This window comes from Mesorhizobium sp. IMUNJ 23232, assembly GCF_044326205.1.
Taxonomy (GTDB): domain Bacteria; phylum Pseudomonadota; class Alphaproteobacteria; order Rhizobiales; family Rhizobiaceae; genus Kumtagia.
Genome location: NZ_JBIRCY010000075.1, coordinates 1 through 22,491 on the forward strand (window position 1 = coordinate 1; position 22,491 = coordinate 22,491).

20 protein-coding genes are annotated in these 22,491 nt (G+C 62.1%); 12 read left to right on the top strand and 8 right to left on the bottom strand.

Going from position 1 to position 22,491, the window contains the following annotated elements; all coding sequences use genetic code 11:
• Together ACH196_RS33040 and ACH196_RS33045 are read left to right on the top strand one after the other, a co-directional pair.
• Nucleotides 1-129, top strand: a 129-nt coding sequence (locus tag ACH196_RS33040) for an NAD(P)(+) transhydrogenase (Re/Si-specific) subunit beta (RefSeq protein WP_164767035.1), incomplete at its 5' end; no start/stop codon positions are given.
• Nucleotides 130-556: 427 nt separating this feature from the next.
• Nucleotides 557-2,296: a GspE/PulE family protein gene (locus ACH196_RS33045; protein ID WP_396651092.1), complete on the top strand. Its 1,740-nt coding sequence runs from the start codon at nucleotides 557-559 to the stop codon at nucleotides 2,294-2,296.
• 76 nt (nucleotides 2,297-2,372) lie between these two features.
• Here ACH196_RS33045 and ACH196_RS33050 read toward each other — a convergent pair whose 3' ends face one another.
• From ACH196_RS33050 to ACH196_RS33075, 6 genes are all read right to left on the bottom strand, one after another.
• Nucleotides 2,373-3,098, bottom strand: coding sequence for a DUF3299 domain-containing protein (locus ACH196_RS33050; RefSeq protein WP_396651093.1), 726 nt, complete (start codon nucleotides 3,096-3,098; stop codon nucleotides 2,373-2,375).
• Nucleotides 3,095-4,351 (bottom strand): ABC transporter permease, encoded by a 1,257-nt coding sequence (locus ACH196_RS33055; protein WP_396651094.1) that lies wholly within the window; start codon nucleotides 4,349-4,351, stop codon nucleotides 3,095-3,097. Before ACH196_RS33055 ends, ACH196_RS33050 begins: the two co-directional genes overlap by 4 nt.
• Nucleotides 4,348-5,133, bottom strand: a complete 786-nt coding sequence (locus ACH196_RS33060) for an ABC transporter ATP-binding protein (RefSeq protein WP_396651095.1) — start codon at nucleotides 5,131-5,133, stop codon at nucleotides 4,348-4,350. The genes ACH196_RS33055 and ACH196_RS33060 overlap by 4 nt, the downstream gene beginning before the upstream one ends.
• On the bottom strand, nucleotides 5,075-5,656 hold the full coding sequence (locus ACH196_RS33065; protein WP_396651096.1) for a DUF2796 domain-containing protein: 582 nt from the start codon (nucleotides 5,654-5,656) through the stop codon (nucleotides 5,075-5,077). The genes ACH196_RS33060 and ACH196_RS33065 overlap by 59 nt, the downstream gene beginning before the upstream one ends.
• A gap of 92 nt (nucleotides 5,657-5,748) precedes the next feature.
• A complete protein-coding gene (locus tag ACH196_RS33070) occupies nucleotides 5,749-6,414 on the bottom strand; it encodes a hypothetical protein (RefSeq protein ID WP_396651097.1) in 666 nt (221 codons plus the stop codon).
• A gap of 43 nt (nucleotides 6,415-6,457) precedes the next feature.
• A complete protein-coding gene (locus tag ACH196_RS33075; RefSeq protein WP_396651098.1) occupies nucleotides 6,458-7,267 on the bottom strand; it encodes an IclR family transcriptional regulator in 810 nt (269 codons plus the stop codon).
• 209 nt (nucleotides 7,268-7,476) lie between these two features.
• Here ACH196_RS33075 and ACH196_RS33080 point away from each other — a divergent pair, with 209 nt between their 5' ends.
• The 6 genes from ACH196_RS33080 (at nucleotide 7,477) to ACH196_RS33105 (ending at nucleotide 13,878) form a co-directional block, all read left to right on the top strand.
• Nucleotides 7,477-7,767 carry a DUF1330 domain-containing protein gene (locus ACH196_RS33080; protein WP_396651099.1) on the top strand — a complete coding sequence of 97 codons (291 nt, stop codon included), beginning with the start codon at nucleotides 7,477-7,479 and terminating at the stop codon, nucleotides 7,765-7,767.
• A 223-nt stretch (nucleotides 7,768-7,990) separates the two neighbouring features.
• Complete coding sequence (locus tag ACH196_RS33085; RefSeq protein WP_396651100.1) at nucleotides 7,991-8,536, top strand: TRAP transporter small permease; 546 nt, start codon at nucleotides 7,991-7,993, stop codon at nucleotides 8,534-8,536.
• Nucleotides 8,533-9,810 (top strand): TRAP transporter large permease, encoded by a 1,278-nt coding sequence (locus ACH196_RS33090; protein WP_396651101.1) that lies wholly within the window; start codon nucleotides 8,533-8,535, stop codon nucleotides 9,808-9,810. Before ACH196_RS33085 ends, ACH196_RS33090 begins: the two co-directional genes overlap by 4 nt.
• A gap of 333 nt (nucleotides 9,811-10,143) precedes the next feature.
• On the top strand, nucleotides 10,144-12,336 hold the full coding sequence (gene gspD / locus ACH196_RS33095; RefSeq protein ID WP_396651102.1) for a type II secretion system secretin GspD: 2,193 nt from the start codon (nucleotides 10,144-10,146) through the stop codon (nucleotides 12,334-12,336).
• Nucleotides 12,333-12,893 carry a prepilin peptidase gene (locus ACH196_RS33100; protein ID WP_396651103.1) on the top strand — a complete coding sequence of 187 codons (561 nt, stop codon included), beginning with the start codon at nucleotides 12,333-12,335 and terminating at the stop codon, nucleotides 12,891-12,893. Before gspD ends, ACH196_RS33100 begins: the two co-directional genes overlap by 4 nt.
• A 106-nt stretch (nucleotides 12,894-12,999) precedes the next feature.
• Entirely contained in the window at nucleotides 13,000-13,878 is an 879-nt protein-coding gene (locus tag ACH196_RS33105) for a hypothetical protein (protein WP_396651104.1), read from the top strand.
• An 87-nt stretch (nucleotides 13,879-13,965) separates the two neighbouring features.
• Here ACH196_RS33105 and ACH196_RS33110 read toward each other — a convergent pair whose 3' ends face one another.
• Together ACH196_RS33110 and ACH196_RS33115 are read right to left on the bottom strand one after the other, a co-directional pair.
• Nucleotides 13,966-14,712 (bottom strand): SDR family oxidoreductase, encoded by a 747-nt coding sequence (locus ACH196_RS33110; protein ID WP_396651105.1) that lies wholly within the window; start codon nucleotides 14,710-14,712, stop codon nucleotides 13,966-13,968.
• 40 nt (nucleotides 14,713-14,752) lie between these two features.
• The gene (locus ACH196_RS33115) at nucleotides 14,753-15,880 is read right to left on the bottom strand and encodes an iron-containing alcohol dehydrogenase (RefSeq protein ID WP_396651106.1); all 1,128 of its coding nucleotides are present in this window, start codon (nucleotides 15,878-15,880) and stop codon (nucleotides 14,753-14,755) included.
• Between the two features lie 465 nt (nucleotides 15,881-16,345).
• Here ACH196_RS33115 and ACH196_RS33120 point away from each other — a divergent pair, with 465 nt between their 5' ends.
• The 4 genes from ACH196_RS33120 (at nucleotide 16,346) to ACH196_RS33135 (ending at nucleotide 22,409) form a co-directional block, all read left to right on the top strand.
• On the top strand, nucleotides 16,346-17,383 hold the full coding sequence (locus ACH196_RS33120; protein ID WP_396651119.1) for a 2-hydroxyacid dehydrogenase: 1,038 nt from the start codon (nucleotides 16,346-16,348) through the stop codon (nucleotides 17,381-17,383).
• Between the two features lie 168 nt (nucleotides 17,384-17,551).
• On the top strand, nucleotides 17,552-18,562 hold the full coding sequence (locus ACH196_RS33125) for a cupin domain-containing protein (RefSeq protein WP_396651107.1): 1,011 nt from the start codon (nucleotides 17,552-17,554) through the stop codon (nucleotides 18,560-18,562).
• A gap of 286 nt (nucleotides 18,563-18,848) precedes the next feature.
• Nucleotides 18,849-19,844, top strand: coding sequence for a TRAP transporter substrate-binding protein (locus ACH196_RS33130; RefSeq protein ID WP_396651108.1), 996 nt, complete (start codon nucleotides 18,849-18,851; stop codon nucleotides 19,842-19,844).
• A 225-nt stretch (nucleotides 19,845-20,069) separates the two neighbouring features.
• Nucleotides 20,070-22,409, top strand: a complete 2,340-nt coding sequence (locus ACH196_RS33135) for a beta strand repeat-containing protein (RefSeq protein WP_396651109.1) — start codon at nucleotides 20,070-20,072, stop codon at nucleotides 22,407-22,409.
• The last annotated feature ends 82 nt before the right edge of the window (nucleotides 22,410-22,491 follow it).

Here is a 22,491-nt window from a genome sequence, read left to right on the forward strand (position 1 = left end):
GTCAAGCGCTCGCTCGGCTCGGGCTACGCCGGCATCGACAACACGCTGTTCTACAAGGACGGCACCATGATGCTGCTCGGCGACGCCAAGAAGATGACCGAGGAAATCGTCAAGGCGATGGATCACTGAGATTGATACGCCCAACAAGGCGATGAAGCGGGAAGGGCTCCGCCACTCCAAGCCTGCTCATTCCAACGCGGCGCAGTCTGCCTTTGCGGCTAAGATATCCTTCCTCGGCCGAAGCGGCCCTCGGCTACGATCGTCACGGTCGCACGGTCATGACGATTTCCCACCAGCTGCTGGCGGGCGTTACGCTTGCCGTGGTCGAGTAGGGGTTCCGCAACATTGGCGGCGATATGTGGGTGTAGCGAAAGATTCTCAATCGCTACCTCGTGTGGCACCCGGTTCGCCATCTGGTGGGAGTAGAAGGGCATGGGCTCTTGACACCTATACCGCACCGCCTTCTGGTCTGGCGCAGCTTTCCGGGGAACCGCCGAATCCGGAATTGTACGTCAGGCAGACCGCTCTGTGGACTAAGCCGACAGCCGGATTCGGCATGCGCAAGGCGGCGTCCATTGTGCTCAAGGGTCAAGTGCGACAGGTACGTTCAATGAACCCAAAGCTTACAGACTTACACTCACTCTTGTCGTCCATGGCCGATGCCGGACTGGCGAGCCGCGAGGCTACGCGGGGCCTTTTCGGTGAGAGCACGGCCTCGCGAGCCTCCGACCTACATCGGCTGATCGAAGCGCAGATCGTCGACGCCGATGCCCTCGCAAGCTTCCTGTCGTCCTATTATGGCGTGCGGCTTCTCGACCGGCAGCAGCTCGCAGACTACACGCCCGTCGCGCAGAACCTCTCGAGCCGATTTCTCGTCGAGAACTGGATCGCGCCGCTCACGGCGCCGGACGGACGTGCCGTCATCGGCGTCCTCCACCCCGGAGACGCAGACCCGATAGAAGCGCTGCGATCCGTCCTCGACGGTGACGCCGAAGTCTATGTGGTTCCCGCACCCGATCTTGAATCCTGTCTGGAGCGCATTTCAGGTAACCAGGATGTTGCTCACGTCACGGGCCAAGGAGCAACCTCCGAAGCGGCTATCACAAGCCTCCGGGATCTCGCGAGCGGAGCGCCGGTCGTGGTTGCCGTCGATGATATCTTCAGGCGTGCGCTCGACCTGAGGGCAACCGACATCCACCTCGAACCGATGCGCGGACGGCTCGTGATGCGTTTCCGCATCGACGGCGTCTTGCGGATCATGCCTTCGCCGCCGCATGAAATGGGCGATGCGATCGTCTCGCGCATCAAGGTTCTCGCCGGCCTCGACATCACCGAGCGCCGCAAGCCTCAGGATGGTGCGATGCGCCTTCCCATCGGCGACCGCGAAGTCGAACTGCGCGTCGCCACCCTCTCATCCATCCATGGCGAGACCGTCGTCATGCGCATCCTGCACCGCGACAGCGTCCTGCTGGATTTCGCGGGCGTGGGCCTGGACGAGGAAGAACGGCAGACGCTGAACCGTCTACTTGAGCACACCCATGGAATGATCGCCGTAGCCGGCCCGACCGGCAGCGGCAAGACGACGACGCTCGCCGCCGCGCTCTCAAAGCTCAACGATCCGGGCCGCAAGATCGTGACCATCGAGGATCCCGTCGAGTACCAGATACCCGGCATCGTGCAGTCGCAGATCAACTCGGCGATCGGCATCACCTTCTCGTCCGCGATCCGGACGTTCGTGCGTCAGGATCCCGACGTGATTCTGGTCGGCGAGATACGCGATGGCGAGACGGCACGGGCCGCCGTCCAGGCAGCGCTCACCGGACACCTCGTACTCACCACAGTCCACGCGAACACCGCGGCAGCGGCCTTCACGCGTATGCGCGACCTGGGTGTCGAGACCTATCTGCTGGTCGGCGCCGTACGCGGCATCATCTCCCAGCGCCTGCTGCGGCGGCTGTGCGATCACTGCAAGCAGGAAGGAATTCTTTCGACCGAGACTTTCTCCTCCGACACGCGCTACCAGGCCGTCGGGTTCTCGCCAGGCCAGAAAGTGTTCAACGCGGTGGGCTGCGGCCGTTGCAACGGTGCGGGTTACCGAGGCCGCATCGCCGTGTTCGAGATCCTTGTCCTCGACGAGGCGATCACGGAACTCGCTTCACAGGGGGCCGACCACTCCAGGATCGAAGCGCTCGCGCTGGAGCGAGGCATGAGCACGATGGCGCATGACGGTGCCAGGAAGGCAGGGCAAGGTCTCACCTCGCCGGCGGAGGTGCTCAGGGTCACCGGGTTTCGCTGAGGGCATCCATCCACGTCCGCGCTTGCCTCTGACCCGCGACTGGCAGTTGGAATCTCCGCTCAGGACTTGGCCACTATTACCCGCCTTCATCACCTCGATAGGGCTCGATGCTTTCGCCCTCCAAAAGATAGCCCGAGGCAACCTCGCTTGAACCATCTACGAAGGAGAGGTCTTTCTTTTCAGACTGCACGCGCATCGTGCCAGTTATCATGACGCCTTCGAACAGACTCGTAGCCGCGAATGGAGTGGAGGATTTCAAGTATATCACCTGGTTCGGCGGCGGCGGCGGCTCGTGGATGCATGCACCGAAATAGGGGACAAGCAGGAACTCGGTCGTACCGGCTGGATCAAAATCCAGGGGCAGCAGATAGCCGGCGATCGCCACCCGCTTGCCGTCATACGTCTTCTCGGTAAGCGTTCCACGCCGCTCGATCTCTGCAGCCCAAGTCACGTATCGTTCGTAAAGCGTATCAAGATCGACGCCTTGCGTTGCTAGTTTCTCCCTGTCGGCGTCGACCCTTTTTTTGGCTTCGTCGCGCTGAAGGGTAAACTCTTCGCTCACCTCGCCCGAAGGGTGGCCTTTCCAGTAGAGGACGTTTCTCAACGCCTCCTGCTGCTCAAAAGGAAGTTCTTCCGGGAAGTTTGCCAGCGGCTCTGCCGGCGGGACCAGCATCTCCCATTTCAGCTGGGTGGCGCGCTCGCTGAATGCCGCGCCGCAGCCAAGGCCTAGGACAGCCAGAATGAGAGCTATGCCACGGAGCATCGATCTCGCGTTGCCGAAGATGAATCTGGAAGTCATCATGTTCTCACCATCACGCCGTTTGCGAGGGACATCCTGTAAGCGCGATAGGCAGGCAGGAAACCGGCCGCCATTCCGCCGATCAATATTGCCAACAGCAACAGAACATCGGTCGTGGATGGAGGCTGAACGCCGATGTCGATGCCGAACTGTCTGTCGACAAGCGGGCGGGCTGCCATCAGGACCGCATAGAGCGCGGCCGTACCGATCGCGATTCCCGCCACGGTCAGGAGTGTCGCCTCTCCGACAAGAAGACCTGCAACCGTGCGGGGTCTCGCCCCCAGCGAGCGCAGTATCGCGATCTCACGGCGTCGTTCGTTAAGCGTCGACACGATCATCGCTGACAGACCGAGCATCGAAGTCACCACAACCATCGCGGAGACGCCAAACAATGCGGTCTCGGCGGTGGCGACCAGTCCCCACATCTCCTGCAAGGCGACACCCGGCAGCACAGCCGAAAGAGGCTCGGCCCTGTACTCGTTCACAGCGCGCTGGAATCCGATGACTTGCAGGCGCGACTTCAAGCCGATGATGGCCGCGGTTATCGCCTTCGGAGGAAGCGCCATCTGCCGCAGACCGTCGGCCGACGTCACCACTCCCGGGATCCGTGAACCGGACCGCCAGTCGACATGAATGGCCTCGACGGCCTTGAGGCTCACATGGAGGGATTTGTCCACCGGCGTGCCGGTCTGTGCTAAAATACCGGAGACGCGAAACGGAAGATCGTCGTGCTGCGACCCGAGGGAGCCCATGCCGTGCGCCACGGTGATCTTGTCGCCGATATCATAGCCAAGCCGGGTCGCAACCTCCGAGCCGAGGACGACATCGAACAGGTCATTGAAGGGGGTGCCCTCAGCAAACGTCAGGGTCCGGCCGCCGCGATACCGAAGGTGCTCGAAATAATCCGGCGTGGTCCCGATGACACGAAAGCCACGGTGACTGTCGCCAAGCGACAGCGGAATTGACCAGGCCACCTCCGAGCGCGAGACGATGTCCTGGTAGGTGCGCCACGTGACGTTGTTGGTGGCGTTGCCGATGCGGAACACCGAGTAGAGAAGAAGCTGCATTCCGCCCGACCTGGCACCGATGACCACATCCACGCCCGACACCGTCCCTGCAAAGCTCTCTCTCGCCCCGCTGCGCACCTTTTCAACACCGAGCAGCAGCATGACGCTGACGGATATGGCGAGAATCGTCAGCAGCACCGTGATCCAGCGGTTGCGCAGAGACTGCAGGGCCAGGCGCGCAACGATCATCTCTCGGCGCCTTCGCGCTGCGACGTTGCCAGGATGTCGGCGAGCTCGACCACCCTCATGAAATGCCGTGCCAGGCGTCGGTCATGACTGACCATGATCAGGGTCGCCTTCGTGGCGTCGACCTGACCGAACAGGAGGTCGAGAAAATCCTGCTGCCGATCGTTGTCGAGAGCCGATGTCGGCTCGTCGGCGACAACGATCTCGGGTGAGCCGATGAGCGCCCGCGCCGTCGCGACGCGTTGCTGCTGACCGACGCTCAACGTGGCCGCCGTTTGCTGCCCGATATCCGCCGGAAGCCCCAGCGCCGACAGGAGGCGCCGGGCTTCGCTCGCCATGCCGCCCGAGCCGACTGCACGCGCGCGACGGCCCGGTGCGAAGCTGAGCGGCAACAGCACGTTGTCGATGACGGTGCCGTAGGGAAGGAGATTGAACATCTGGAAGATGATGCCGAAATGTTCCGCCCGAAACCGGTCGAGCCCGCTGCTGCCCAGTTCACCGAGCCGCTGCCCGAGGACCTCCACGCTTCCGGCTTGGGCCGGCGCGGTGCCGGTCAGCAGGCTGAGCAACGTCGACTTTCCGCTGCCGGAAGCGCCGAGCAGCAGGAGACGCTCGCCGCGGGGAACCTCGAACTTGCCGACCGAGAGGCTGAAAGCGTCGCGCGCGTTCCACCTGAATTCGACGCCTCGCAAGCGCGCGGCGTCTGATGCTGCTTCAGCGTTCTTCTCAGTTTTCAAGAGAGGGTGCCTGACGGGACACCTCGGCGGTGGTCTCCCCATTGGCATCGATGATTGTCACTCCGAGTTCCTCGGAATCGCGAAAGCGTTCGAAGAAGGCGAAGTGGATGAGCCTGAGCAGGGACGCGTCTGCGCAGGCGAGAGCATAGGTTGCCCGGAACTCCGAGTGACCATCCTCGTGCTCGTCGGTTTCCGCGGTCTTGTCTGCATCCTGCGCAGCCTGATGGTCCTCGTGCTCTTCCGCGACCAGTTTGACGTCGGTGGAGGTGACGGTGCAACCTGTTGCCTGGGGCAACACGAACAGCTTCAACGGCTCCTTCAGGTCGGCGAGCGCGGCCTCGACGGCTTTCTTCTGCCTGGCGGTTTCAGTTTCGTGCTCGAAGCCGACGATATCCATGCCAGGGGCCACCAACTCCATCTGAACATTGTTGCCCTCGATGGCGATTGCCAATGTCCCGTGCCCGTGGACGTGCGAACCGAGCTGTCGATGTTCCTCCTCCCCGTGCGCGGCCGAAACGACCATGAACATGCCTGCTGCGGCTAACGTCCCGGCGTAGTGATGCAATCTCATATTCATGCCTCCAAATCGAAAAGATCATGAGCCGCCACCGACAAGTGTCGGCGCGTGGCGCGACCGCGAGAAGCGGCAGTTCAGCGATCCATTCAAGCTCGCGGAGGGCCGCGGATGTCGTAGTGTGAAGAGAGTTCTATGGTGTCCGGGCGCGCCGCAGCCGCGACCCAGTCGATCGTGTAGAAGGTGAACTCGGAAGGGACATGAACCGCCGGAAGCGCCGGCAGTGCGGCTCCCATGGAGCCGATGATGCATATGTCACAATGGCCCTGGGACTTGTCGTCGTGGTGCCCCGACGCGGGCTCTTCTCCGGATCCTGCGAGCAGCCGCTCGAAACTGGATAAAAGCAAGCCGTTTCTATGCGTTGGGCCATCGATGTGTCCGAAAGCAAATGCCATATGGAAAAGCACGCCAAACAATGTCACCCAGGCTATCGCCTGAGATCGTCGTAGCCATTCCGGCACCGTGAGTTCGCCTGGCGTCATCCTACAGGAAGGCAAAGCACAATCCGATGTCCTGGCCGAAGACATATGAGACGGCTTTGGCGGCACGCCGCTGGAGGTTTTGGGATAGTGGGACAGGGTTAGTCCGCTGAGTGCATCGTGTGGTCTGTGATGGTTGTAGCGATGGGCGAAGGCATCCATGACGGGTTGCGGCTTGTCGATCTGGTGCGGCAGGTCTCGCGGCAGGATCGAAGCGACGACTTTGAGGCAAGCGTCTGGCTTTTCCTCTCGCACTTTGCGAATGACTGCTGGCACGTTGGCCTCCCAATCCGCGATACGCGCGGTGGCGCGCCTGGCGCTACACCATCCTGGACAATTCGGCGCTGATCTGTTTCGCCGTTTGGCGCACCAGCCTTGCGCAGAGCTCGTGGCGCCGCGCGTCGTGCCGATACACGGGCATGCTGATGCTTACCGCTCCAACCGGTTCCCGCGAACGATTGAAGATCGGGCTGCCGATACAACGGATGTCCGGCTCGTTCTCCTCGTCATCGAACGCGAACCCTTGCTCGCGCGTCCGCTTCAATTCATCGAGAAGCGCCTCGGGTGTCGTGAACGTCTTGGCTGTATGGCGTCTCAGTTCCAGGCTCTGGATGACTTCCAGCAGCCGCTTCTCCGGCAAGCCCGACAGCCACGCCTTGCCCACGGACGTGGAGTGAAGTTCCACCTGGCCCCCTATGCTGGTCTTCATCTGAACCCTGCTGGAGCCCACCAGCTTGTCGATATAGACCATCCGGTTGTTGCTAGGCACCGCAAGGTGCACGGCCTCATCTATTGCATCGCGGAGCGATACGAGAAAATCCCTTGCGATCGCACGCAGGTCGGAATCCTCCCAGGTTTTGGCAGCGAACTGGAGGAGGCGTGGCCCCAGGCGGAACGTTCCTCCCTCTCCTGACTGCGTGACGAGCCCCTCCGCGATGAGCGCCGAAACGAGGCGGTAGACCGTACCTCGGGGAAATGGCGCGCGCTTTGTCAGTTGGGCAATGTCCAGTGTTCCGGGGGCATCCGCGATGATCTGCAGCACCGTCATGAACTTTGAGAACGAGGCCGCTCCCTGCACGTGCGCAGGGGCTCTTTCATCAGCTTCCTCCTGGAGGTCACTCCGGCTCATGGCGCATCTCCTTGCAAGCTTGACAACGAAACATGGTGGTACTACACGACCTTGGACAAGCTGTCCATATTGTAGTCAGCGTTCGCGATCTCGGTTCTACCCGTGTGATCGAGGAGGATCAACGGCAAACTCAGTGCACCGAATGTGAACGTACGGGGCGTCCGTACTTTCCGCGAAAGCGCGCGAAATTCTGTTGGGAGAGGAAGAAAATGACCAAAAAGGGATACTGGGTCGCAATGGTCGATATTGCAGACCAGGAGGGCTACAAGGAATACATTGCCTTGAACAAGGCAGCGTTCGACAAATACGGGGCGAGCTTTGTCGTTCGCGCCGGAACGAGCCAGGTTATGGAAGGCCCTGACGCAAACCGCCTGGCAGTCATCGAGTTCAAGGACTACGAGACCGCCCTCGCCTGCTACAACTCGCCCGAGTATCAGACGGCGATCAAAGCCCGCGAGAAGCATGCCAAGGCACATCTCGCCGTGGTGGAAGGTGTCTGACACAGGAAGCATCGCCTGAGACCTCCTATCATATTGGTTAGAGGGATCGTCGTCTTTACGCCTTGCGCGCTGTTTGACCGGATGGGCAGAACAGGCCTTCATCACGCGATTGGGCGTTTATGCCCGGCCAGCATGCTGGAAGCGTCACGCTCGCGGTCTCCGGATCCTCGTCAGAGTGCGGAGAGGGTCGTCGCCTGCGCGCACAGCCTTTTTGGGAGCAGTCATGTCCACACCGTTACAGTGGCTTTTCAAGGCTTTCGACATCTTCGTCGTCGTCGGCATGGCCGTCATCAGCCTCCTAATCTTTGCAAATGTCGTGCTGCGGTACGGCTTCAGCTCAGGCATTCCGTTTGCCGTTGAAGTCTCCCGTGTGGTCCTCGTCTGGGTCATCTTCATGGGGTCCGTGGTGGCCCTGGCCAAGGGTGCGCATCTCGGCGTCGAATCGTTGGTCGTCCGGTTGCCTCGAAGGGCGCGCTTCGCCTGCTTTCTTGTTTCATACGGCCTGATGCTTTGGTGCTGCTGGCTCATGGGAAAGGGCAGCTGGTCACTCACCCTGATCGAATGGAGCAACGTCCAGGCACTGTCGGGCATTCCCGTCGGCGCCATCTACGCCGCGGGGTTCGCCGCTGCCATCCTGATGGCTCTGGTTCTCCTTCTTGATCTGTGGCGCTCGCTGCGCGGCATCCTGCCCGCCCCCTGGTCGGGAGTGGAGCATGTTGAGCCACTACCGGTCGTGTCCCCCGCGCTTACTTCGGAGAAAGCACCGTGAGCGGTTTGGTATTTATCGGTTCTCTCCTTGGTGCGATGGGCATCGGGATTCCCATTGCCTTCGCCCTGATGCTGTCGGGGGTTGCGATGATGCTCCTGATGGGAAATGTGGATGCGCAGATTCTGGCGCAACGACTGGTCAATGGCGCCGACAGCTATCCGCTGATGGCGATCCCGTTCTTTCTCATCGCCGGCGAGCTCATGAACGCAGGCGGCCTCTCCCGCCGCATCGTAAACGTGGCCCTGGCGCTCGTCGGCCACATACGTGGTGGCCTCGGCTACGTGGTCATCGGCACGGGCCTGGTGCTCGCCAGCGTCTCCGGCTCCGCAATCGCGGATACGGCGACGCTTGCCGTCATGCTGGTCCCCCTCATGCGGCAGGCGGGCTATCACATGGGCCGCGCGTCGGGATTGATGGCGGCGACAGGCATTATTGCCCCCGTGGTCCCGCCGTCTGTCGGGTTCATCATCCTGGGCGTTACCGCAAACATTTCCATCATCGGCCTGTTCTTCGCCGGAATCGTGCCAGGGCTCATGATGGGGGTGAGCCTCATGATCGCCTGGTTTTTCCTTTCCAAAAAGGAAACGGCGTCGGTCCGGCTCAAACTGCCGCGCCGGGATATCCCGAAAACCATCATGACCGCCGGCTGGGCGTTGATAATGCCGGTGATCATCCTGGCCGGACTGCGGTTCGGTCTCTTCACCCCCACCGAGGCCGGCGTCGTTGCCACCTTCTACGCACTGTTCGTGGGGCTGTTTGTTTATCGCGAGCTGACACCGCGGCTGCTCTATGACGCGCTGCTGGCCGCCGGTCGCTTGACGGCAGTGATCATGCTGCTGGTGGCGGCCTCCATGATCACCGGCTTCATGCTGACGATCTCCAATCTGCCCGCCCAGCTCGTCATGCTCCTCGATCCGTTCATCGACTCGCCGATCCTGCTGATGGGTATGATCGTCATAGCGGTCTTCATCGTCGGCACGGCGCTTGATTTCGCCCCCTGCATCACCATCCTGGTGCCCATCCTCATACCGATCGTCAATGCGGCCGGGATCGACCCGGTCTATTTCGGGGTCATCTTCATGATGGTCAACGCGGTCGGCCTGATCACGCCTCCTGTTGGAACGGTCCTCAACACAGTGTCTGGAATCAGCGGAGTTTCATTGGAGTCAGCTACGAAGGGTGCCATGCCTTACCTTGTGGTCCAGATGATCCTCATTGTGCTGCTGGTTCTGTTCCCGGCATTGGTGACCGTGCCAGCGAACTGGCTCCATTGAGGCTCGAACCGTGGAGGAATTAGGCTGAACATTCGACGACGGCTTTTCCGCCCATGCGACACAGGGTCCCGACGAGGACAGCGGGGGCCCTGACGCGGGAGGAATTGCAGCCGCTGGCGCCGGTCGATGTCGAACCGGCGCACAAGTTCGAGCTATTTGGGTAGTTGCAGCTTACCTATGTCGATGCCGTGTATGGTGTGGGAAGCAGTGCTTTATGGTTGTCAGGCGCTTAATAGGACGGTGCTTTTCCGGGCATAGGGTGCCGGATGTAAGCCCGGGTGGAGTGTGTAGGTGAGGGTAGGTCGGCAGGGCGGTGCTCCAAATGCCTATGCCGTGTGGGTTCGCAGAAGCTCGGCGGCCTGCGCCATGATAGTATTAGCCGCGTGTACCTCCGCTGGTGATTATCTTGAAGACGTTGCCGCGCGGCCGGATCCGCTGGACAAGGTCACGAACGCTGATTTGAGTGCGCGCAAATCTTCCGGCGGCGGTTTTCTGTCGAAGCTCGGCTTCGGCCGCACGCAGAACAACCGGCAGGGTGAAGTATATTACGGCTACGGACAGCAGCTGACTGCCGGCGAGCGCCAGTCGCTCGAGCGGCTGAGCGGCGAAGAGTTCGAGGTCAATCTCGAGGAAGCCGAGATCAAGGTTGCCGCGCGGACCGTTCTCGGCGAAGTGCTTGGCATAAGCTATTCCATCGATCCCAGGGTCGCGGGCAGGGTTTCGATCACGACGTCGAGGCCTACGCCGGCCGCGGAAATCCTCACCATGTTCGAGTCCGCGCTGCGCAGCAACGGCGTGGCCATGGTGCGCGAAAGCGACCGACTTCGGCTGATGCCCGCGGCCGAAGCGATGGGAACCGCCGAACTCGATCGGGGCACGACCATCCAACCCGGCTACGCCGTCACGGTGTTTCCCCTGAAAAACGTTTCCGCCAGCACGATCCTGCCGCTGCTCGAAAACTTCGTCGCCCGTCCCGGCATGGTGCGCGAGGATCCCAGCGGCAACGCGCTGATTTTCCAGGGGACGGCGGCGGAGCGGACCGCGGCGATCGAAGCAGCGCGCTCATTCGACCAGGATTGGCTGGCGGACCAGTCGGTCGGTATTTTCCCCGTCAACAATTCCAGCGCGGCCGCCATGATGCCCGAACTGACCCGCGTGCTCGACATCGGGGAGGGCGGTCGCGGGCGCAACACGATCAGGGTCCAGCTGATCGAGCGCAGCAACGCGATTCTGGTGGTGGCGAAGACGCGCAACCAGTTGCAGCGTGCCGCAAGCTGGATCGAGCGGCTCGACAGGATGGACGCGGCTGCCTCCAATTTGCGGGTATACAAGGTCCAGCACTTGCAGGCACGGCGCCTTGCATCGATGGTCAACGAGATGTTCAACGGCGCCTCGGCATCGTCGGCCTCGGACGACCCGGCCTCGCAGTTTCCGCCCGGCTCGCAGGCCGACGGCCAGAATCAGAGCGAAGATGGCTCGCAGTTGGCCAATGCGACGCCGGAGCAGCGCATGGCGGATAGCCTGCCGACCCCCGGTGGAAACACCGACCAGCCTTCTCTGAGCGCTGCCGGCGGCGGGTCGCAAGGCGGCGTGCGCATCACCGCGAACCCGGAAAACAACACCATTCTCATCTTCGCGCGGCCCGACCAGCAGCGGCTCATCGAACAGGCCCTCGTCGCGCTCGACCGCCCGCAGGAGCAGGTTGCCATCGAGGCGACGATCGCCGAGGTCACCCTGACCAACGAGTTGCGCTACGGCGTGCAGTTCTTCCTGAACTCCAACGATCTTGGTTTGGGCGACAACAAAGGCTCGGTGGGCTTGTTCACGGAAGCAGGCAAGGCTGTGCTGTCCAGAACCACTCCGGGGTTCAACCTCCTCCTCGGTTCGGACACCGAGCCGCGCGTCGTCATCGATGCGCTGCGCGGCGTTACCGAGGTCAAGGTGCTTTCCACGCCCTCGGTTGTGGTGCTCGACAACAAGCCCGCCTTGCTGCAGGTCGGTGATGAGATCCCGATCGTCACCCGCACCGCGCAGTCCATTACCGATCCGGAAGCACCGATCGTCAACAACGTCGAGTTTCGAAATACCGGCGTGATCCTGAAGGTTCTGCCCCGGATCACCGGAAACGGCACGATCAGCCTCGTCATCGAACAGGAGATCAGCTCGGTCCAGCGCAGCCAGGCCCAGTCCCTGACGCCGACCATATCGCAACGAAAGGTCAGCTCGACCGTATCGGTCGCCAGCGGCCAGACCGTGATGCTCGGCGGCCTGATCGCCGAACGCCAGCAGCGCGGCCGCGACGGCGTGCCGGTTCTCAGCGACCTTCCGGTGATAGGCGAGGCGTTCCGGTCCAACCAGAATTCCGCGACGCGCACCGAACTCATCATCCTCATCCGGCCGCAGGTCATCCGCGACAGCATGGATGCGCAGCATGTGGCCGAGCAGATGCGGTCGCAATTGCGGCTGATGAACGAACCATCTAGGAACGTGCCGCTGCGGCGGCCTGCCAAGACGGTAATCGAATGAAGCTTCTGAGGGCGCGGCGGCGGTCTACCGCCGCCGTAGCATTCGCGCTCGCCGTCGGTACCGTGCCCGCTGTCATCGGAAACCCCGCATTCTTCGTCGCGTCGACGCTTGCACTATGCTTTCTGGTAGCGGCAATCGCGGTCCACGATCTTGCGTCTTTGCTCATTCCCGACCGCTACACGGTCGGCATCCTGGCCGTCGGGCTCGCCGACTGGTGGTTCGAGGCGGGCGATTTCGCCGGGCTGGTCTGGCGCATCGGATCGGGGGGGGCGCTGATGCTCCTGCTGTGTATGTTCGACATAGCTTACGGGAGGCTGCGCGGCCGCGACGGCATCGGCTTCGGGGATATCAAGCTGATCGGTGTATCCGCCGTTCTGGTCGGATTGGCCGGCGTCGGCGCCCAGATCGTCCTTGCTTCGGTCGCGGCTTTGATCTTCAGCGTCATCCGCGCGGTTCGTTTGCGCCGCCCGCTCCGGGCCGCAGCGCGCGTTCCGTTCGGAACGTTCCTCGCGCCGGCGCTGGTCATCGTCTGGGCGTGGCTGCCCGCCGCATGGTGATCACATTGATTGAGCCGGGGAGGGCAAAGTCTTGAAGTCGCTGGGATCGTGGCGTCATCTTCGGCGAAGCATCGGGCCGGACGAAATGGGTCTTGCGGCAGTGGGCATGAATTCGGCAACGAGCCGGCGGGGCGCAATCCTCGTCAGCGTCCTGTGGATCATGATTTTCCTGGGGTTCCTCGCCGTCATCCTTCGCGTGCAGATGACCGGGGTCGTGGCCAGCGTGCGCGTCACGGAAGACAAGGCGTCGGCGCGCATTCTGGCGGAAGCCGGGCTGTCGCAGGCCGCGGCCGAGATCCGCGCGGGCCCGCCCGACGGTGTGGGCACGCTGAGCGATCAGATATCGTCCACGATCACCCTGCCGACCGGGGTCGCTTCCGTCTCTGCGACAAATGAAGCCTTGCGGATCGACCTCAACACCGCCGAGCGGCCGCTGATCGTTGGCGCGTTGCGAGCCGCAGGCGCCGCTCCCGGAACCGCGGACGATCTGGCGACAAAGATCATCGGCCACCGCGCCGGGCCGACTCCGCTGAACGGACAGCCGGCCGGTTCCGCTCCACAGCGGGCTGGGGACGACATAAGGCTGTTTCAGACGGTCTCCGAACTCGCCGCCTTCCCGGGAATAACGCCCGACATGGCCATCGCCATCGAACCCTATGTCACCGTCTCCTCCGGCTTGGCAGGCGTTCGCCTGCAAGCGCTCGATGATGCACTGCTGGGCGAGATTCCTGGCCTGCCGCCATCGGTGCGAAAGGCGATCAAGGATTTCCACGCCGGCCGCTTGTCGCGCGAGCAACTCGACCGATCGCTTGCGGGGGTGACCTTCAACACGCTGGCGCAGGCACCGAGTTGGCGCGTCGATCTCAGGACGACCCTGCAGTCGGGCTACAGCGAATCGTTCGAGGCATTGATGCTTGTATCGAACGCGGACGAGGCGCCCTACAGAGTGCTTGACTGGCGTCGCGCGGCGATCGAGCTGGACTGAACGTCCGTGGACGAGACTCGAACCGGTCTCAGCAGGAGTGCCGGGTCAGCCCGGCACTCTTCTGTGAGATTTCCCGACCGCAGAGCATCAGAGCCCCCCAGCGACCGTGATCAAGGTGCCTGTCATGAATCCGGAGCCGGGAGACGCGAGCATCAGGGCAGCGCGCGCGATGTCCTCGGGCTCCGCGATGCGCCCCATGGGCGTTGCCGCGGCAATCCTGGCTGGGCGCTCGGGATTTCCGCCTTGCGTGTGTATCCGCGTGTTGGTGGTCCCGACACGGATGGCATTGACGCGGATGCCCTCGGGTGCCAGCTCCTTGCCCGCGCCGAAGGTGATGGATTCCACTGCCCCTTTGGTGGCGGCGTAGTGGACATATTCGTTGGGGCTGCCGAGGAAGGCGGCCAGCGACGACATGTTCACGATCGTCCCGCCTTGGCCGCCCCTGCGGGTGGACATGCGTCTCGCGGCCTCCTGGATACAGTACATGACGCCGAAGACGTTTATCCTGAAGGCGGTCTCCAGCACCGCTGGCTGCAACTCCTCTATCCTGCCGGCTTTCCCAATGATCCCGGCATTGTTGACCAGGCAGGTCACTCGCCCAAGTTCATCGTCGCAGGCGCTGAACAGAGCCTCGATATCCTCCCTCTTTCCCACGTCTCCCTGCACGGCGATGGCACGGGCGCCAGCGGTCTTGCAGGCCTCGACGACTTCGGACGCTGCGGCGGTGTCCGAGAGATAGTTTATGCAAACATCATAGCCTTCGGCGGCGAACAGCCGGGCCGTTGCGGCGCCGATGCCGTGGCTCGCACCCGTCACGATTACAATAGGTCTCACGGAATCAACTCCTCGATCCTTGTCTGCGAGCGTTCTCAGCTTAGAAAACGGCCTCGAGGATCGCGGCGTAGTCTTCCTTGGTCAGGGGACGTGGATTGGTGGGGTGACTGTGGTCTGCAATGGCTCGCTCACACACCCAATCGATGACGTGGCGGGGCACCCCAAGTTCGGACAATCTGGGTGTAATGCCCAATCGACTGTTCAACTCGTCCAGTGCGTCTGCGAGGGTTGTTCCTTCAAGTCCCGCCAGGCTTTCGAGATGGCTGACCTTCTTGGCAACTGCTTCAACTTCCACGTTCCACCGAAGGACGGTCGGCATCAGGATGGCGTTGAGCGTTCCATGATGAAGCTTCGCCTCCTTGAGACCGCCCAATGCATGGCTAAGCGCATGGACGGCTCCAAGCCCCTTCTGAAACGTCATGCCCCCTTCGAGGGCACCCATCATGAGTTCGGTCCGCGCCTCCGCGTTCGCGCCATCTGCGTAGGCGACAGGCAAAGCCTTCCAGATGCGTTGGAAGCCGTCGGTGGCAATTGCCTCGGCAGGCGGATTATAGCGGGGGGAAAGGTACGTCTCGATACAATGCGACAGTGCGTCAAGACCTGTTGAGGCCGTCAGGGTGGGGGGTAGCCCCGTTGTCAGGGCTGGGTCGCAGACCGCCCTACGGGGGATGAGGAACGGGCTGATGAATCCGAGCTTCCGTCCGTCATCCAGTGTGATCAGTGCCGCGCGCCCAACTTCGGACCCCGTGCCCGCCGTTGTCGGAATGGCCACGAGCGGCGCAACCGCACGCGTGATGCGTACCACCCCGCCCAGGATCGCTGCATAACGCTCAAGTTCACCATCGTGCGTGGCGAGCAGCGCGACGCCCTTGGCCAGATCGATCGGAGAGCCCCCGCCGATCGCCACGACGCCATCGCAGCCGCCTTGCCTGTACAGTTCGAGACCCGCAGCAACCGCGCTCTCGGTCGGGTTGGTGGGAACGTCCAGGAAGACCCGCGCCGCTTTCAGGAACGCGAAGCCCGGGCGATCCAGTAGACCGGCAGCCTTGATGCCGTGATCGCTGATCACCAGCGGGCGAGACACGCCCAGTTCGCGCAGTATTTCTGCCAGTGAATCGGAAGCTCCAAGGCCGAAACTAATATTCGTAAGGTAAGTTATAGTATGCACGCTGCCACACTCCTTGATATTCCGCCCATGCATCGCTGCAGCCACCGTCTGGCATTCGGCACATTTCGTGCAGCCGGTGAATACGAACGCGCGACCTTTTTTGGAATCGCCCAGTCCATAATATGGACATTTTGTCCAAACATTAGGTGGAACTGCGCACTTGTCAAGCTCCACCTTGCGGTTGCGGCGTGCGTGCCGTCTTGACAAGGAGGTTGCGGGTCTTTATCAAATTTTGGACAGATTAACCACATTGTGGTCAAGCTCATGGCAACCTTGGAGGACAGGGACCGCCGACATGCTGATTTGCCGGAGGAACTGGCCAGCCGCCGCGAACTCGAAGCCAAAATCAAGTCCGCGGCTCACTATCGGCGCATTGCGCAATCCAAAGGCCTCCCGTGCGAAAATCCTGATTCACCTGAGGCCATTCGTGCCGGCAGTGACACCCCCGAACCGGAAGGAAAACCGTTGTCGAAACGCGCCGCCACCGTGCTGATACCAGGCTGGATGCACGAGCATGCCCGCCGCATGCTCAGAACGCATTTCAGCCTGGTCGAAACCCCTGACTGTGACATTCACGCTTATCTGTCCCCGGAAGTGCGGGCGTCAATTCGTGGCGTGGCCTGTCGCGCCAGAATCGATCGGCAGTTCATAGACGCCCTTCCCAACCTCGAGATCATCGCCAGCTACGGCGTTGGATACGACACGGTGGATGCTGCCTACGCACGCAGCAAGAATATCGTCGTCACGAACACCCCTGATGTCCTGAACGAGGAGGTCGCCGATCTCACGTTGGGCCTCCTTATCAGCGTCGTGCGCGAGATACCCAAGGCGGCAGCCTTCGTTCGCGAGGGCCGGTGGAAAGCATCGGACTACCCGCTCAGCCGTCTGACACTGCGGAACCGCAGGGTCGGCATCTACGGAATGGGGCGGATCGGTCGCTGCATCTCCCGACGAGTTGAAGCGTTTGGGCTTCCTGTTGCCTATCACAGCCGGCGCCAGGCGGAGGGGGTCGCGTACGACTACTTTCCTTCACTGCTTGAACTTGCCCGTGCCGTCGATGTGCTCATCTCCATCGTGCCGGGCGACCCGTCGACCGCAAACAGCGTGAATGCCGAGGTGCTGTCCGCCCTCGGGCCCGAGGGCGTGTTCATCAATGTAGGGCGCGGAACCGTGGTGGACGAGGATGCACTGATCAGCGCCCTCCGCGCGGGAGCCATCGCGGCGGCCGGCCTCGACGTACTCGCGGATGAACCCAATGTCTCCGACGACCTGCTGGCGCTCGATAACCTGACGATCCTGCCGCATATCGGATCCGCGTCGGTCGGTACGCGCACCGCAATGGCGGATCTCGTGGCACAGAACGTGATCGCATGGTTCCAGAGTGGAGCGGCGATCACACCCGTACCCTGGACAGCCTCCGATCAGCCGCCGAGGCCTCCTGCACTGTCAGCGGACGTTAGGACCCATGCACGTCAACCCAACAGGCAGGCATCCGATCGCTAGGCCCTGAAGCGCGGCGGTGAGGCGTTGACAATCCGTTAACAGTCTGTCCAATATGCATTGTTGGACATTACGTCCACATTGTGGACTTCCTGGATGGATCGATGCCTGGGGATAGGGTCAGGCGTGCGATGTGACCATGGCAGGCAGAAAACCGGAGGAGAAACTGCGATGAATTTTTGGAAAGGCGGATTGGCCATCGTGGCTGCGCTGGCGATCGGGGGGGTGGCGACCACCGGCGCCCTCGCACAGACCGTATTTACCTGGACGCCGAGGACGGTGGCGCCGGCTCCATACAAGGCGCCGAACAAGCCGCGCACGACGATCGCCGACGTACGCGCTACGATCTCGCCCGCAAATCAATCCAAGACCTGGCACAAGCAGGTCGTCAGCGACCAGCACCTGCAGGCTTCATGGGTGCAGCTGGCGATCGGCGACCAGTCTCCGGCCATGTTCATCTCGGACACCCGCGCAGCCTTCATCGTCTGGGAAGGTGAAGTCGAATTCACGATCGGGAACGCGCCGGCGACGACTACCACGTTTGTCGCCACCAAGAGCTCCATGGTCCAGGTTCCCGCGCGCACGCAGTTCCAGATGAAGAACGTCGGCGCGGTGCCGTCCCTGACCTTCGAACTCTTTACCGCTGACGCCAGGATCACCTACCCGCAGGCGGCGACCACCTTGCCGAAGCCGCAGCCGGGGTTCACCTGGGCGTTGACGCGGCAGGATCCAGGCCCGGAGCCCCTTAACAATTATTCCGCGAACGGTACTACGCTAGCGAACAATGTGCAGCACAGGAATTTCCTCGCTGAGCCCGCTGGGTTCCAGTTCGCGTCCGCTCCTGGCTTCTTTGTAAACTCGATCCGCGGCCAGGCGTTTAACTGCAACCTGCAGTCCCCCACGGCGCTCGGACACAGGCACATCAACTATGGTGAATTCTGGTTCATCATGGAAGGTCAGATTCAGTACAACATCGAAGGCCTGGACCCCATCGTCTCGGAAGCCGGCGATATCGTCTATGTCCCGGCCGGCCGCTGGCACTCGGCGGCGAACTATTGTCCGGGGTTCGATACGCGGGTTGCGATCAATCCGTTCCCGACCGGCACGCATAACTGGCCGCCGACTTCCAGCCAGCCCAACCCCCCGGTGCCCCCGGTCTCGGGCAAGGGATGGTTGGATTGATCTTGCCGTTCGGCCCGTGCCCATCGCGGGGGGGGGGCCGCTGGTCTCGTCCACCTGTGGTGAATACGCATGGTCGACCCGGTGACTTCCGAAGCTGCGTTCATCGCAGCTGCAGCAATGGATAATCACACCGCCGTCGGCGCCTCGCTCAACGCGGTGATCAACTAAGCCACATACGCCTCGCTTTGATAGCCGAGGGTGAAGTTTGTACTGCCGGTCCTGTTCCTTCGATTGGTGACAGCCCTGCATCCTGGTTCCTGTGAACCATTCTTGGGAGGATAAACTTATGAAAGCACTACTTCTAACTGCGGCACTTTTGGGAAGTCTCTTGGCTGCCACTCCGGCCATGGCTGAGAACCCGCGCCTGGGCTACGTGCCCACAGAGGACCATCCGGTCGGACAGGCGTCGCGCCATTTTGCGAAGCTGGTGGAAGAAAAGACCGGCGGGCGCATCAAGATCGATACTTTCGGCAACGGCGTGCTCGGCAGCGAGCCGGAGATGCAGGCGTCGGTTCAGGCCGGCTTCATCGACATCATGGTTGGCCCTACGCCGAACCTGGTAGGTGTCGTTCCGCAATTCATGATATACGACCTTCCGTTCTTTTATAAGGACTTCGCCGCGGTGGATGCCGTCATGGACGGCGCGGTTGGCGAGCAGCTGTTTGCACAGCTGAAGGAAAAGACCGGCATCGTGGGGCTTGCGTGGTGGGACAACGGGTTTCGCCATATGACCAACAAAATTCGTCCGGTCAACACGGTGGAAGACATGGCCGGGATCAATATCCGGGTCATACCTAACCCGCTGTTTATTGCAACATGGTCGGCTCTGGGAACCAATCCGACGCCGCTTCCCTGGCCGGAGCTTTACAGCGCCCTTGAGAACGGCGCCGTCGACGGTCAGGAAACGCCGTACGCTCTGATCTATACTGCCAGGTTCTATGAGGTGCAGAAGTATCTGGCCAAGACGGGCCATGTCTATACGCCGTTCGTTCTTCTTGCCAGCCAGAAGTGGTTTGGAAGCCTCTCCGAGGAGGACAAGGCGCACGTCATGGAAGCGGCAAAGGAATCGGCAGCCTTCCAGCGGGATATCTCTCGCAAGGCGGCGGCTGAGTTGGAAGGGAAGCTCAAGGAGAACGGCTTCGAGATCACCCAACCCACGCCTGAAGCGATCGCAGCCATGAGCGAACGCGTTGCGCCTGTCGTGAAAGAGTACAGCGAAAAGATCGGAGTCGAACTGGTCGATAAGGCGCGCGCCGATATGGCCGCGGTTGCCAAGCCGTAAAGGTCTTGTTGCGCTGGAGCCAGGTTCGCCTGCTCCGGCGTCCATTTGCAGAAGCATAGGGCGTTCGATTCGGCTTGAAGCCGCAGGCAGTGCGCGCGGTGTTGGGACTCACCGCAAACACCAAGGTTCAACATATTGACGTTGCCCCTGTGCTCCAATCCGGCTTCCTGCTTCCGGGATCGACCGGCATCGCTACCTCCGAACTTCAAATTGGGGACAACTAAAATGAAAACCACTCTCTTCTCCTCCAAGCGTTTCGCTTCGGCACTTCTGGCCGCGACGGCGATGACGCTGGCGTCGGCGCCAGTCTGGGCCGACGACAACTTCGCAAACGTCTCGCAGACCGGCGCCGGCAACACCGGCATCGTGGTGCAGGGGACCGGCGACGAGAACGAACTCGGCACCGCGACGGACGCGGCCAGCCAGAACGGCTCGGGCAACAGCCTTGACGTCGAACAGGCCGGCAATCGCAACCAGGTCGGTACCCGCGGCAGCGGGCTCGACCAGACCGGCAACGGCAACGTGCTGGTCATCGACCAGACGTCCGACGGCAACCGCGTCAACCAGATCAACCAGAGCAGCGGAAGCGACCCGGGGACGCTCAACAGCGTGACGGTCACCCAGCAGACCGCTCCGGGCGAGCCGGTCGACGGCCTCTCGACGGTCACCGGCATCGCACAGACGCATGTCTCGGGTGCGGCCAACACTGTGGCCATCACCCAGACCAGCCAAGGCGCCGGTGGCAACATCATCGGCACCGGCGACGCCGACTCCGTCGCTGGCGGCGTGACGCAGACAGGCGGCGGCAACGACGCCAATCTGAGCCAGACCGGCGAAGGCAACCGCATCGGCACATCGCTGCAGGACGGTCAGGGCAATGCGACCGCCATGAGCCAGGACGGCAACGGCAACGCGATCGACGGCTCGCAGGTCGGCGACGGCAACACCGCGGACGTATTGCAGGTCGGCAACTCCAACGGCACTGCCGGCTTCGGCCTGTTCGTCACCTCCAACTCGTCGGTCACACAGGGCCTGGTCAAGCAGGCCGGCAACGGCAACAGCCTGCAGCTCGACATCCTGGGAGACAGCAACCAGTCCGGCATCGATCAGTCCGGCGATTACAACGAAGCGACGGCGCGGGCGACCGGCAACGCCAACGAGGTCGCGGTTAGTCAGACCGGAGACGCCAATCTCGGCGAGATCGCGATCGGCGACCGCACCCCCGGCAGCGACGGCAATCTGGTGGTGCTGAACCAGGACGCCACGTCCTCGTTCGGCAATGAAGCCGGGATACTCGTCGATGGAGACATCAACACTGTTGCCGTCGATCAGCTCGGCGCGACCGGCTACAACGAAGCGACCGTCGACATCCAGGGCGACGCAAACGATGTGGCGGTCGACCAGAACGGCAGCAATGCGGGCGAGGTGTTCGTCGTCGGAAACGGCAACGCCGCGACGCTCGACCAGGACGGCGCCGTCAACAGCGCGCTGATCGAGATCTACGGGAACGACAACGACTTCGAGCTCGACCAGGACGGCACCTTCAACGAGGCGACGGCGCGGGCGACCGGTGACGGAAACGAGGTCGCGCTGGGTCAGACAGGCGGCACGAATATCGGCCAGGTCCTGATCGGCGACCGGAACGGCGGTAGCAACGACAACGTCGTCGACCTGAGCCAGGACAGCGGCCTCACCTTTGGCAACGAAGCGGAAATCCTTGTCGATGGAAATGCCAACACGGTGACCGCCGACCAGCTCGGTGTGATCGGCGGCGACTACGGCAACAACCTGCTCGTCGACATCCTCGGCAACCAGAACGGCGTGACGGTCGATCAGGACGGCAGAAACGGGGGTACCGTGTTCGTCAACGGTAACCTGAACTCGGCGTCGCTCGACCAGGACGGCTCCGACAACAGCGCCTTGGTCGATATCCTGGGAGACAGCACCCAGCTCGACATTGTCCAGTCCGGCACGTTGAACGATGCGGTGTCGACGGCGAACGGCAACTCCAACGAGGCGCTGATCGACCAGACTGGCAACTTCAACACGGCCAGCGTCGACGTGCTCGGCAACGGCAATGTGGCGAATGCCATCCAGGCTGGCACCTCGAACGCGTCGACGCTGTCGATCGTCGGCGACGACAATGACATCGACACCGGCCAGTCCGGGACGAATACTGTCACGGCTATGATCACCGGCAACAACAACCTGGCCTCCATCCAGCAGAACCACCAGAACACGGCGACGCTGACGATCAACGGCGACGACAACAACCGTGACGGCTTCACCGATCCTGGCAGTGCCAGGACCGCGGCACTCGGCGCGGGGCTGGTGGCCGGCCTGATCGTGCAGGAGGGCTTTGGCAACCAGTTCACCCTGGATGTCGGCAACCTGACGCCGTCAAACGGCAACCAGTTCGCGGCGCGCCAGAACGGTGACGGCAACACCATCACCGGGACGGTCAATGGTGACGGCAACGAGGCGGTGGTCATCCAGGTCGGTGGCTCCAACACCACCACATTCACCCAGACAGGCAACGGCAACGTCGTGGTGGTGACGCAGTAGTCACTATCGGCCGGGCAGGAAACCGCCCGGCCGATTTCTTCGATCAACATTCAACTGCGTGACAGGGGTTACACCATGACAT